Annotated in this window: 13 protein-coding genes; 6 read left to right on the forward strand and 7 right to left on the reverse strand. The window is 65.4% G+C overall.

Features of this window, described 5'->3' with window-relative positions:
- Positions 1 to 125 precede the first annotated feature (125 nt).
- The 4 genes from ABEI27_RS13680 (at position 126) to ABEI27_RS13695 (ending at position 2618) form a co-directional block, all read left to right on the forward strand.
- Positions 126 to 620, forward strand: coding sequence for a type VII toxin-antitoxin system MntA family adenylyltransferase antitoxin (locus ABEI27_RS13680; RefSeq protein WP_375799961.1), 495 nt, complete (start codon positions 126 to 128; stop codon positions 618 to 620).
- A complete protein-coding gene (locus tag ABEI27_RS13685; protein WP_375799962.1) occupies positions 617 to 1075 on the forward strand; it encodes a type VII toxin-antitoxin system HepT family RNase toxin in 459 nt (152 codons plus the stop codon). The genes ABEI27_RS13680 and ABEI27_RS13685 overlap by 4 nt, the downstream gene beginning before the upstream one ends.
- An 89-nt stretch (positions 1076 to 1164) precedes the next feature.
- Positions 1165 to 2103 carry a methenyltetrahydromethanopterin cyclohydrolase gene (gene mch, locus ABEI27_RS13690; protein ID WP_375799963.1) on the forward strand — a complete coding sequence of 313 codons (939 nt, stop codon included), beginning with the start codon at positions 1165 to 1167 and terminating at the stop codon, positions 2101 to 2103.
- A 5-nt stretch (positions 2104 to 2108) separates the two neighbouring features.
- Entirely contained in the window at positions 2109 to 2618 is a 510-nt protein-coding gene (locus ABEI27_RS13695; protein WP_375799964.1) for a hypothetical protein, read from the forward strand.
- Positions 2619 to 2627: 9 nt separating this feature from the next.
- Here the strand turns inward: ABEI27_RS13695 and ABEI27_RS13700 are convergent, their stop codons facing one another.
- From ABEI27_RS13700 to ABEI27_RS13710, 3 genes are all read right to left on the reverse strand, one after another.
- Positions 2628 to 3950, reverse strand: coding sequence for a M48 family metallopeptidase (locus ABEI27_RS13700; RefSeq protein ID WP_375799965.1), 1323 nt, complete (start codon positions 3948 to 3950; stop codon positions 2628 to 2630).
- Between the two features lie 51 nt (positions 3951 to 4001).
- On the reverse strand, positions 4002 to 5642 hold the full coding sequence (locus tag ABEI27_RS13705) for a GTPBP1 family GTP-binding protein (RefSeq protein WP_375799966.1): 1641 nt from the start codon (positions 5640 to 5642) through the stop codon (positions 4002 to 4004).
- Between the two features lie 113 nt (positions 5643 to 5755).
- Positions 5756 to 6304, reverse strand: coding sequence for a J domain-containing protein (locus ABEI27_RS13710; RefSeq protein WP_375799967.1), 549 nt, complete (start codon positions 6302 to 6304; stop codon positions 5756 to 5758).
- A gap of 100 nt (positions 6305 to 6404) precedes the next feature.
- Between ABEI27_RS13710 and ABEI27_RS13715 the strand changes: the two genes are divergently transcribed.
- The gene (locus ABEI27_RS13715; RefSeq protein ID WP_375799968.1) at positions 6405 to 6866 is read left to right on the forward strand and encodes an acyl-CoA thioesterase; all 462 of its coding nucleotides are present in this window, start codon (positions 6405 to 6407) and stop codon (positions 6864 to 6866) included.
- Positions 6867 to 7015: 149 nt separating this feature from the next.
- On the forward strand, positions 7016 to 7177 hold the full coding sequence (locus tag ABEI27_RS13720; protein ID WP_375799969.1) for a hypothetical protein: 162 nt from the start codon (positions 7016 to 7018) through the stop codon (positions 7175 to 7177).
- A 6-nt stretch (positions 7178 to 7183) separates the two neighbouring features.
- Here the strand turns inward: ABEI27_RS13720 and gcvPB are convergent, their stop codons facing one another.
- The 4 genes from gcvPB to gcvT all read right to left on the reverse strand — a co-directional run bounded on the left by gcvPB (position 7184) and on the right by gcvT (position 11533).
- Positions 7184 to 8614, reverse strand: coding sequence for an aminomethyl-transferring glycine dehydrogenase subunit GcvPB (gene gcvPB, locus ABEI27_RS13725; RefSeq protein WP_375799970.1), 1431 nt, complete (start codon positions 8612 to 8614; stop codon positions 7184 to 7186).
- A gap of 1 nt (position 8615) precedes the next feature.
- Positions 8616 to 9959 carry an aminomethyl-transferring glycine dehydrogenase subunit GcvPA gene (gene gcvPA, locus ABEI27_RS13730; RefSeq protein ID WP_375799971.1) on the reverse strand — a complete coding sequence of 448 codons (1344 nt, stop codon included), beginning with the start codon at positions 9957 to 9959 and terminating at the stop codon, positions 8616 to 8618.
- Positions 9960 to 10056: 97 nt separating this feature from the next.
- Positions 10057 to 10437, reverse strand: coding sequence for a glycine cleavage system protein GcvH (gene gcvH / locus ABEI27_RS13735; protein ID WP_375799972.1), 381 nt, complete (start codon positions 10435 to 10437; stop codon positions 10057 to 10059).
- A gap of 1 nt (position 10438) precedes the next feature.
- On the reverse strand, positions 10439 to 11533 hold the full coding sequence (gene gcvT / locus ABEI27_RS13740) for a glycine cleavage system aminomethyltransferase GcvT (protein ID WP_375799973.1): 1095 nt from the start codon (positions 11531 to 11533) through the stop codon (positions 10439 to 10441).
- Positions 11534 to 11627 lie beyond the last annotated feature (94 nt).

The following is an 11627-nucleotide window of genomic DNA, read 5'->3' on the forward strand; positions in this document are numbered from 1 at the left end:
TCGACGAGGCCATCGACTTCGCGGACGAACTCCGCGTCGAGCCGTACGAACTGGACTCGGGGGCGACCGCCCGCGATCGCGAAGGGACTATACGTTTTATTTCGTGGCGACCGTAACTTCCGGTGATGAAGACCGTAGAGTCGACACCGATCGACCCCTCGTTCGACCTCGACACACTCGGGGATGTGCTTCGAGAGCACCCGGTCCGGCTCGCGATTCTCTTCGGATCGCACGCGACCGGCCGGACCCATCCTGAGAGCGACGTCGACCTCGCGGTCGAGTTCGAGAGCCAACGTCCGTCCGATCCGGAGTACAACGAGGTCTTTTTCGGGCTGAGCGCCGACTTCAGCGACGCACTCGGGACCGACGACGTGGATCTCGTCGATCTACACGCTGCCTCCCCCGAGCTCGTCTCGGCCGTCTTCGAGCACGGGATCCTTCTCGTAGGCGACCCGACACACGCCGAGGAACTCCGCCGCCGGCTGTCGGCGACTGGCAAGGAGTCGCAGTCACCACGCGAACGGCTCGATGCGGCGCTGGAGCGGATCGACGCACACCTCGATGGCGGACAGACCGGAGTGCCAGCGGCTGGCGACTCCGACTCCGACTCTGACGAATGACCGACGAGCCGTTCCCTGCGGATCGCCTCAATCGGATTCTGACCGCCGTCGAAACCATCGAGGAGAGCCTCGGCGTGCTCGCCCAGCGGCAATACCTCAGCCGGGAGGAGTACAAAAACGACTCGGACACCAGGGACATCGTCGAGCGGCGGTTCGTCAAAATGACCGAAGCTGCGATCGATATCGGCGAGGAACTGGTCAAGCACGAGCGCGGACCTCCACCCGAGAGCAACGCGGCGGCGATGCGCTCGCTCGGCGAGACTGGCGTCCTCCCTCCGGATCTGGCCGAGGAGATGGCACAGGGTGCTCGATTTCGAAACGTCCTATCGCACACGTACGGACGGATCATCGACCACGACGTCGTCTACGACGCGCTCCAGGATCTGGATCGGTATCGGCAGTTCGTCCGGGCAGTCCGCGACTATCTGGACGCGAGCGGTGCGCTCGACGAGTGACAGTGTACGACCCCTACGTAGAAAGGGACTGCATCCCCGAGCCACGGCGACTACCAACTCATTTACCCCGTGCGGCCCATCGTCCCTGTATGGACTCGATCAATCGGATGGCAATCGAACTGATCGACGAGGCCATCGACTTCGCGGACGAACTCCGGGTCGATCCCTACGAACTGGATTCGGGGGCGACCGTCCTCGACTTCGGCGTGGACGCGGCGGGCGGCATCGAAGCCGGGATGCTCCTCGCCGAAATCCAGACCGCCGGCCTCTCGACGGTCCAGTCCCGGATGGACGAGGTCGCGGGCGCGCCGCTCCCGCACATCGAACTACAGACCGACCACCCGGCGCTCTCGCTGCTCTGCTCGCAGAAGGCCGGCTGGGAACTGGCGTTCGACGACCCGCCGTTCGACGGCCTCGGTGCCGGTCCGGCGCGGGCGCTCGTCGCCGAGGAGGACGAGTTCCACACGCTGGAGTACGTCGACGAATTCGACCTCACTGTCCTCTCTGTGGAGAGCATCGACCTCCCCGGTGACCGGATCGCCGAACACGTCGCCGAGCGCGCGGAGGTCGAACCGAGCGGCGTCTTCCTCCCTTCGTACGCCACTGGCTCGACCGTGGGCAGCGTCTCGATGGCCGCTCGCGCGGCCGAACTCGCGCTCTTCCGCCTCTTCGAGATCGGCTACGACGTCCGCAACATCCGCTCGGCGGTCGGCTCCGCGCCGGTCGCCCCCGTCTCCTACGACGAGAGCGTCGCGATGGCGCGCACGAACGACGCCCTCGCTTACGGCGGAGAGGTCCACCTCACCGTCGCGGAGGACTTCGACGAGTTCGACCGGCTCCCGTCCAGCGCCCGCGACGACTACGGCGCCCCGTTCGCGGCGATCTTCGACGACGCCGACTGGGACTTCTACGAGGTCCCCGAGAGCGTCTTCGCGCCCGCGAAGGTCACGGTCGACGTGATCGATGGGCCGACGCACGTTCTCGGCGAGACCGACGAGGAACTGCTGGCCGAGGCGTTCGACCTCTGATAACGGTGCGATTCAAACTCCTCCCCGAGGCACCCGACTCGCTGGACCTCGTCGCGGACGCCCAGCGGGCCGTCCCGCTCGTTCCTGGATCCGAGGACGACTGCTGTGCCCGCCTGATGCGACGCCTCGAATTCCCCTCGAGAGACGTGGCTCGCACCTGGCTCACGTTCCTGCGCGCGCTCGAACTCGCCCGCGAGACGGCGTCGGGGACGTTCGTCCGCGAGTCGACCGACCCCACCGAGGAGCATCTCCGAGGGGCGTTTCACGAGCGCGTCTACGGGGCGCGAGAAGTTCTGGACGCGCTCGACACGGACGAACCGAGCGACGTCGACGACGTCTTTGCCGAGTTCGAGAAGCGCGTTCCCGTCTGGGAGACGCACCGCGCTGCGGAGGACTGGCGGAACATCTGGCGCGACCGGGTCGAGCGCATCCTGGCGTGGGCCGTCCGCCTCGATCTGGCTGCGGAACGCGACGGCGGATACGTCCGCACTCACCCGGATCGCGAGCAAGCGTAACGATCCGGGCTACGTCGCCGGCGGCACACCGGGCGTGTCGTCGCCGGCGGGGACGTCTCCACCTTCTCCGTCGTCACTTCCGTGAGCGCCGTACTCCGCTCGCAGTCGACGGATCCGCTCGGGAATGGGCGGATGCGTCAGGTGGAACGCGGCGTACGCCGGATGCGGAAACGGATTGCTGAGGTTCTCGCCCGCGAGCGTGCGGAGCGCGCGAGTCATTGCATCCGCGCCGCCCATCGTCTCGGCGGCGAAGTCGTCGGCCTCGCGCTCGTGCGCGAGTGACAACTTATTCGTCAGCGGTGCCAAGAGCGTCAGCACCGGCCCGGCGTACAGCAGGCCGATTCCGAGTGCGGCGTAGGTCTCTCCCGGCAGGCCGAACGCCGCGTACACCCACTGGGACGTCGTCACCCACCAGAGGAACGCGAACACTACGGCCATCTGCACCGCCGAGGCGGCCACCTGCTTCCAGATGTGCGCCTTCTTCCAGTGAGCGAGTTCGTGCGCGAGCACCGCCTGGATCGCCTCCCGGTCCATCTGCTCGATCAGCGTGTCGAACAGCACCACGCGCTTGGCCCGCCCGAACCCGACGAAGTAGGCGTTCGAGTGCGAGGAGCGACGGCTCGCGTCCATCTCGTAGATCTGCTCGCACGCGAAGCCCGCGCGTTCGAACACGTCGTCGACCGCCTCCCGGAGGTCGCCGTCCGCAATCGGCTCGAAGTCGTTGAACAGCGGGGCGATCACCCGCGGATACACGATCATCACGCTCAGCGAGAAGAGGACGACGAGCGCCCACCCCGCCACGGGCCACAGCGTCGGGAGCGCCGCGACGGCCGCGAGTATCGCGGCGGCGACGATTCCCCCGAACACGAGCGCGAGGACCGTACCGACGAGCAGGTCGCGGATCCACAGCGTCACTGTCTGGTTGTTGAACCCAAAGCGCTCCTCGATCACAAACGTCTCGTAGGCGTCGAACGGAACCGACAGCACGCGGCCGGCGAGAATCGCCCCCGCGAGCAGCAGCACGCCCTGTGCGATGCTCGGGAGCCACGTCTCCGACAGTGCGAACGCGATGTCGCCGTAGAACCCGGAGACGACGATTCCGAGCAAGGCCACGACCGCTAGCCACGACTGCAGTCGCGAGAGAGTCGTCTTCGAGCGCTGATACGAGAGCATCGTCTCGGGGTCGTCGACGTCGAGCGCCGTCTCGACCCACTCGGCGGCGTCACGGACCGCCCCGGCACCGTACCTGAGATTCAGCGTATCGAGTACCGTCTCCAGGGCCTGAACGCCGCCGAGCAGGCCGACGAGCGCGAGCGCAGGCAGCGAAACCATATCAGATGGAGGGCGCGGTCAAACTTCAACGTCGCGGCGGCCGCAACTCGGTCAGTCGTCGGCTTCGACGCCGTCCGCGCCGTCTTCCCCGATGCCGACGACCGTGCCGACGCCCTTCGATTGCCCCTCACGGAAGACGAAGCGCTGGCCCTCCTCGACCAGATACGGCCGGAATTTGAACTCGACGGCCGCCGCGCCCGTGTCGCCGGGGAGCAACTGCCCGCCCTCGGGATGGAAGATCACCGCTTCGCTCACCGTTTCGAGGTGGACAACCGGCTCGTAGCCGTCGCGGATCCGCGTCGGATGGTTCAACACCATCAGTTCGGCCTCGAACGACTGCACCGACGGCGGGTCGGCGTCGGCCGGCAGGAGCGCCATCCCCCGCTCGATTTCGGACTCGTCGACGCCCTTGAGCGCGATGCCGACGATCCGTCCGGCCTTCGCGCGGTCGACGCGGTGGTGGTGCATCTCGATCGAGCGCACTTCGACCTCGCGGTAAGAACCGTCGGCCATCGGCCCCAGCAGGAGTTCATCACCGGTCTCGACGCTGCCGGAGTTCACCGTGCCGGAGGCGACCGCGCCGACCCCCGTTACCGAGTACGTCCGATCGACGTACATCCGGAAGTCCTCTCGCGACTCCCGCGCGGTCTTCGGCAGGCGCTCGAACATCGCGTCTAGGTCGTCGAGGCCAGCCATCGTCACCGCACTCGTGCGGAGAATCGGGACAACCGAGTCGCTCAGTTCCTCGACCGCGGCGTCGACGCCGTGCCGATCGACGCCGAGTGGCGTGCGGCCGACGTCTCTGAGCATCCGCTCGACCTCGCGTTCGACCTCGTCCAGTCGCGCGTCGTCGACGGCGTCGGCCTTCGTAACCGCGACGACGGTCGGCAACTCCATCGCGAGGAGAATCCCGAGGTGCTCGCGCGTCGTCTTCGTCGGTCCGTCGTCGGCGGCGACGACCAAGAGCCCGTAGTCGAGTCGCTGCCCTACCAGTCCCCGGATGGTGGTTCGAAGCCACGGCTCGTGTCCGACCGTATCGACGAACGAGACCAGGCGGTCGGCTTCTTCCACGATGCGTGCGCGGTCAGATTTCCGATGGGGGTTGTCCATATGGACTGCCCCGTCGTCGATGAAGCCGTACACGGCGTAGGAGAGATCCGCGGAGAGGCCGCGTTCGACCTCGTGGGGCTGGACATCGAGGAACCCCCGAGTCCCGCCTTCGCCGTCGTCTGACTCTCCGGTGACGAGCGACCCGACGAGCGTCGACTTGCCGTGGTCGACGTGGCCAGCAGTACCGACGACGATGTGGTCGTCGTCGACGGTGAGCATCGCGCCCTCTTGGACGGTTGCGACGCCGACCAGCCCCCGTTCGCCGTCGTCGCCGACGCCCCAGGTCTCGACGTCATCGATGTGGGCCCCGGCCTCCTCGGCGAGAATCGAGAGCACGTCCATCGACTCCGAGAACTCGTCGGGACGGATTCCGGCGATACCGCCGTCGTCGGTGACGCCGACCACGTAGGTCGCCGTTCCGTCGCCCGAGAGCACGCGATGACGCAACTGCGCCGCGAGACTCTCCAGTCGGCCATCTGCGAGGTGCACGTCTCGCGACAGCCGCTCTTTGAATTCGACGCTGCCGCCTTCTTCCTCGCCGCGCTCGAGGGCCGATTCGAGAACGGCCCGGTCAGCGCTCATATTAGAGCCGAAGGGGTAATCCGCTAAAACCCTTTTCGTGGTGTGGCTTGTCTTCTCACAGTAGTGCTCCGGAGAGACGAAGACGCCTGAGCGTGGTTCTCCCGAGCGCTCGGTTACTGCTTCAACCGCTCGTATGCGCGATTGACTCGCTTGAACTGCTCCTCGTCACCGGCTTCGGTGTCGGGGTGCACCGCTTTCACCCGCTCGCGGTAGGCCGCCTTCACCTCGTCCTCGTCCGCTCCGGGTTCGAGGTCGAGCGCCCGATAGGCCTCTTCGGCCGTCGGCTCGTTCCGGTCAGTCCGAGGTCCGCGTCCGCCGCGGCGGTTCTCTGTGCGCCGTCGCCCGCGCCGCCGTCTCTCTTCGCTGAACCGTCGATCCCCGGTCGCGCCGGCCGCTCGCCGCCCCGGCCCGAATCCCTCGAAGTCACCGGGTCCCTGCGCGGCCGCGCTCGCCCGCCGCCGCTCGCTCCGGTCGGCGGCCGTCTGCCGGATCCGATCGGTGAGCCGACCGCTCGCGTGATACCACAGTAGATACGTCGCCGCGCCGAAGATCGCAGCGAACAGCAGCAGAAACGGCTGAAAGACGAACGCGAGGATCACCATCAGGACTGTCGTCCCCGCGAACACGGCGGCGATTCCGATGAGAAGTCCGTCACTGTCCACGAAGTAACTAAGCGGGTCGAGAACCGTAAGCGTCCCGGCGTGAACGCCCTCACACTCCGGGGACGACAGACCGATTACCCGCCTCCGGGTACACGCGATTATGACTTCGGTCCCGCTCGAAGAGACCTACATCGAGAACCGTGTGTTCGTCCAGCCGAACGACACCAACAACAACGGCACTGCTCACGGGGGCAACGTCGTCAAGTGGATGGACGAGGCCGGCGCGATGTCGGCGATGCGGTTCGCCCGCCAGACAGTCGTCACCGCCCGGATCGACGGCGTCGACTTTCATCGACCGATCCCCCGCGGCGACACCGCCCTGATCGAATCCTACGTCTACAGGGCGGGTACGACGAGCGTGACCGTCCACATCCGGGTGTTCAGTGAAGACCCGCTCTCGGGTGAACGACAACTCACCACGGAATCGCACTTCATCTACGTCGCCATCGGTGCGGCTGACGACCCAGTCCCGGTTCCGGACCTGGACGTCGACTCAGAGCGGGCGCGCGAACTGCGCGACGCCGCAGTCGACGACGATACCGACCGATCGCGAGACGAGTAAGCCGCCTCCGGTCGCCGCCCTCGCTGACAAGTCTGTGCCCCAGGTGACCGACCTATCTGGCATTCTATATCGCGTTGTTTGATTTATTATTTAAACGCAGGTGGGATAAATCAGTATCTTCAATACTGACCGTTCCAGATGGACGCAGTATGAGTCTCGACCGCGAATACGAGTGCCCCGAGTGCGGGCACGACGGTTTCTGGAAGACCGCATCGATGGAAGTCCACCTCGGCACGAAGACGAAGTGGAGTTGCAACGAATGCGGCTACGGTTTCATCGAAATCGACGGGATTAGCACCGCAAAAGCGTAAATCGCCCTATTCTTCGTCCGGTTCGAGCGCCTGCCAGGACAGTTGCGGGTTTCGCGCGGCGTCCGCCTGATCGATCCGTCGCGCCGTCGTCTTCGATGGCGCGGCATCGAGCGCTTCTCTGTCGGCCGCGAACGCGGCGTTGAACGCGTTCGCGAGGTCGTCCAGCGAATCCAGAGTCTCCGCTTCGGTCGGTTCGGTCAGCATCGCTTCGGGAACGAACTCCGGCCACTTCGTCGTCGGCGGGTGGACGCCGTGATCCAGCATATACTTCGCCACGTCCGCGGCATCGCGGCTGCCAGCGGTCGCGGCGAACTCGTGGTGGAACGGTTCGTAGGGGATCTCACACTCGAGTTGCTCGGCGAGGTAGTTCGCGTTCAGGACCGCTTTCGCGGACGCGTCTTCGAGTCCGGCGTCGCCGAGGCGGGCGATGTAGGCGTACGCCTTCACCAGCACGAGCCAGTTGCCCTGATAGCCGTGGACCTTGCCGATCGTTCGCTCGGGGTCGTACAGTTCGTACGCTCCCTCCCGCTCGCGGACGCGGGGTCTCGGGAGGAACTGCGCGAGGTCGTCGGTGACGCCGACGGGCCCTGCACCGGGGCCGCCGCCGCCGTGCGGCGTCGCGAACGTCTTGTGGACGTTGTAGTGCATCACGTCGAAGCCCATATCGCCAGGGCGGGCGCGACCGAGCAGCGCGTTGAGGTTCGCGCCGTCGTAGTAGAGCAGGCCACCAGCGTCGTGGACGATTCCGGCGATCTCCTCGATGTCGCGCTCGAACAGTCCGACGGTGTTGGGATTCGTCAACATCAGCGCCGCGGTGTCATCGGAGACGGCCGCTTCGAGCGCCTCCAGGTCCACGCGGCCGTCGTCGCCGGACGGCAGTTCGACCACGTCGTAGCCCGCCATCGCCGCGCTCGCGAAGTTCGTCCCGTGGGCCGACGCGGGAACGATGACCTCCGAACGGTCGTCGTCACGCGATTCGTGGTACGCCTTCGCCACGAGGATTCCGGTGAACTCGCCGGCTGCGCCGGCCGGCGGCTGCAGCGTCACCGCGTCCATCCCGCCGATTCTGGCGAGGTAGTCCTGGAGATGATGGAGGACTTCGAGCGTTCCCTGGAGGCTCTCCTCGGAGCGGTCGGGATGAACGGCCCCGTTCGGGTCCGCAGCGACGTCCTCTGCGAAGGTGGGGTTGTACTTCATCGTGCACGACCCGAGGGGATACGGACCGGTCTCGACGCTCCAGTTCATCTGCGAGAGCCGCGTGTAGTGGCGCGTCACCTCGGGTTCGGAGAGGCTCGGCAGTTCTACGCTGTCCCGCGTCAGTTCGTCCGGTAGCGGCGAGTCGGCGTCGGTCCCGATGTCGATCTCCGTGGAATCTTTCTCCGAGAGCAGCGATTCGTACCGTTCGTCGTCGCCGAAGCGAGCCTGATCGTGATTCATCTTAGAGCACCTCCTCGAACGCCGCGACCAGGTCGTCGGTCTGCCCGGCGTTCACTTCCGTGACACATACCTGTAGTCGGTGGTCGTCGATCGCGTGAACAGCGAACCCTTCCCCCTCTAACTCGCCCGCAATCACCGGTGCTGGCTGCTCGGTTCGAACGAGGAACTCCCGGAAGTGATGCCGGTCGTGAACCGGTGCGCTGACCCCGTCCAGTGCGCTCAGTTGGCCGGCGAGCGCCTCTGCCTCGCGAACGCACTCGCTGGCGAGGTCGACGAGTCCGTCCGGGCCGAGCATCGACAGATGCATCGCAGTTCGCAGCGCCACCCACGCCTGATTGGTACAGATGTTCGATGTGGCGCGTTCCTTCCGAATGTGCTGCTCTCGAGTCTGCAGCGTCAGCGTGTACGCTCGCCGACCGCTCTCGTCCTCGCTCGCTCCCACGAGGCGCCCGGGCACCTGCCGGAGGAACGACTCGCGAGTGGCGAACAGCCCGAGTCCCATCCCGTATGCCGTCGGGAGACCGAGGGCGTCGGCTTCGCCGATAACGACGTCCGCGCCGACGCTAGCCGGTTCTTCGAGGAGGCCGAGCGCGACGACATCTGATCCGAGACAGAACAGCGCCCCGACCTCGTCAGCGACGCGACCGACCGCCGACAGGTGCTCCTCAATTGTTCCGCGGACCGTCGGATTCTCCGCGTGGATCATCACGGTCTCCTTGTCCGCTCGCTTTGCAAGCCCGTCGATGTCGACGTTGCCGTCGTCCATCGGGTAGATGTCGACCGAGAGATCCGTCCCGTCGACGTAGTTTTCGAGGACAGCGCGCTTGTTCTCGTGGAGGATCTCGGGGACGAGCACCGTCGTTCCGGAGGCCGCTCGGACGCGTCCGGCCAGACGCGCTGCCTCACCGAGCGCCGTCGCCGCGTCGTACATCGAGCAGTTGGCTATCGGGAGGCCCGTCAGTTCTCTGAGCAGTGACTGGTACTCGAAGAGCGCCTGTAGGAACCCTTGGGTGATCTCTGGCTGATACTGGGTATAGGAGGTCAGGAACTCCGCGCGCTCGGAGAGCTCGTCGACCACCGACGGGACGTAGTGGGTGTGATGGTCCCGACCCAGAAACTCCGTCAGGTCGTCGTTCTTCGCGAGGGTCGCCGCCATCTCCGATCGAAGCTCGCGCTCGCTTCTCGCGTCGATGCCCAGTTCACCCTCGTACCGTACTGTCCCGGGTACGTCGAACAGTTCTGCTTCGCTGTCTACGCCGATTTCGTCCAGCATCGTCGCCGTCTCCTCTGGCGAGTGTGGTGCATACGGACTCCCGTCGGCATCTTCGTGTCGTCGTTTGCTCATAGGTAGTACTCAGCACTCCGCGTTCATGGGGGTTGCGGTCTGCGGTCGTCACCGCATCGTGCGGGACGACCAGTGCGTTCAGAGCGTCTAACGGCAGTTACTCGGTCTGTTCGCGGTACTCGTCGGCAGACAGCAAGTCGTCGAATTCGTTTTCGTCTGCGACGTCGATCTCGAGCATCCAGCCATCGCCGTAGGGATCTTGGTTCACCAACTCCGGCTGGTCGAACAGTTCCTCGTTCACTGCGGTCACCGTTCCGGAGACCGGTGCGTAGAGATCTGAGACGGCCTTGATGGACTCAACGACACCAAAGTCCGCGTCCTGGCTCACCTCGTCGCCCGCCTGTGGCAGTTCGACGAAGACGACGTCGCCCAGTTCGTCCTGAGCGAAGTCGCTGATCCCGACGGTCGCGGTGTCGCCGTCGGTGGTTGCGTACTCGTGCGATTCCATATACTTCCTGTCTTCGGGTACTTCGAACATATCAGTCGATGAATGGTGTGGCTGCGATTTCCGCTCGTTTCTCCTGACCGCGGACGACCACTGAAACCTCGGTTCCGGGGTCCACGAGGTCGCTTTCGACGTATCCCAGCCCGATCGCCTCGTCCAGCGTCGGACTCATCGTCCCGCTGGTGACGTGTCCGACCGTCTCGCCGGCCGCGCGGATCTCGTGGCCGTGGCGGGCGATCCCGCGCTCGCGCAGTATCAGTCCGACGAACTCCTCGTTGACGCCCGCCTCGGCGACCTCTCTCAGGGCGTTGCGGCCGACGAACTCGGTATCGAGGTCGACGGTCCACCCGACGCCCGCCTCGTAGGGGTTCCGCGGTTCCTCATCGGGTTCGAAGTCTTGCCCGGAGAGGAGATACCCCATCTCGGTCCGGAGGGTGTCGCGCGCGCCGAGTCCACAGGGCGTACACCCTTGATCCTCGACGAACGCCTCCCAGACTGCTTCGATCCCGTCAGTCGGACACAGGATCTCGAAGCCGTCCTCACCGGTATAACCCGTCCGCGATACCCACGATCGAACGTCGGCGACGTCGGTGAACGCCCCTTCGCCCCACGAGAACTCCGTCACGTCCGTCTCGGTTACCTGCCTGACGGCGTCGACAGCGTCTGGCCCTTGCACTGCAACCATCGCCCACGTGTCGGTCTCGTTTTCGACCGCGGCGTCGAGGTCCCACTCGTCGCGGTGCTTGATGAAGCGGTCGGACGCTTCCTCGTCGTGGCCGGCGTTCGGTACGAAGAGGTATCGTTCGGTCGCTTCGTCGGGAAGTCGGTAGACGATCGTATCGTCGAGGATCGTCCCGGATTCGTCGGTGAGCATCGCGTACTGCGAGTCACCGACCGAGAGCGCCTGCACGTCGTTGGACGTGAGACGCTGCAATAACTCCGTCGCGTCCGGTCCCGAAACGGTGACTTCCCCCATATGCGACACGTCGAAGATGCCTCTGGAGTCGCGGACGGCCGCGTGCTCAGTGCGAATCGAGTCGAACTCGACCGGCATCTCCCACCCGCCGAAGTCGGTAAACCGTGCGCCATCGGCGTATACACCCGACAGCGGTGGCTTTCGCGGGGCCATATCGGACGGTCGTGACGGGACAAGAAATGTTTTGGTATATTCGGCACCGGCGAGAAGAATATATCATATATCGCGATATAGAAAATCTGGCAGT

This window comes from Halobellus sp. (genome assembly GCF_042218505.1).
In the GTDB taxonomy this organism is placed as follows: domain Archaea; phylum Halobacteriota; class Halobacteria; order Halobacteriales; family Haloferacaceae; genus Haloquadratum.

Bases quoted from the DNA above. Each gene is read 5' to 3' on its own strand.
- ABEI27_RS13680 (WP_375799961.1), top strand. From the start codon at position 126: ATGAAGACCGTAGAGTCGACACCGATCGACCCCTCGTTCGACCTCGAC.
- ABEI27_RS13685 (WP_375799962.1), top strand. From the start codon at position 617: ATGACCGACGAGCCGTTCCCTGCGGATCGCCTCAATCGGATTCTGACC.
- mch (WP_375799963.1), top strand. From the start codon at position 1,165: ATGGACTCGATCAATCGGATGGCAATCGAACTGATCGACGAGGCCATC.
- ABEI27_RS13700 (WP_375799965.1), bottom strand. From the start codon at position 3,950: ATGGTTTCGCTGCCTGCGCTCGCGCTCGTCGGCCTGCTCGGCGGCGTT.
- ABEI27_RS13705 (WP_375799966.1), bottom strand. From the start codon at position 5,642: ATGAGCGCTGACCGGGCCGTTCTCGAATCGGCCCTCGAGCGCGGCGAG.
- ABEI27_RS13715 (WP_375799968.1), top strand. From the start codon at position 6,405: ATGACTTCGGTCCCGCTCGAAGAGACCTACATCGAGAACCGTGTGTTC.
- ABEI27_RS13720 (WP_375799969.1), top strand. From the start codon at position 7,016: ATGAGTCTCGACCGCGAATACGAGTGCCCCGAGTGCGGGCACGACGGT.
- gcvPB (WP_375799970.1), bottom strand. From the start codon at position 8,614: ATGAATCACGATCAGGCTCGCTTCGGCGACGACGAACGGTACGAATCG.
- gcvPA (WP_375799971.1), bottom strand. From the start codon at position 9,959: ATGAGCAAACGACGACACGAAGATGCCGACGGGAGTCCGTATGCACCA.
- gcvH (WP_375799972.1), bottom strand. From the start codon at position 10,437: ATGTTCGAAGTACCCGAAGACAGGAAGTATATGGAATCGCACGAGTAC.
- gcvT (WP_375799973.1), bottom strand. From the start codon at position 11,533: ATGGCCCCGCGAAAGCCACCGCTGTCGGGTGTATACGCCGATGGCGCA.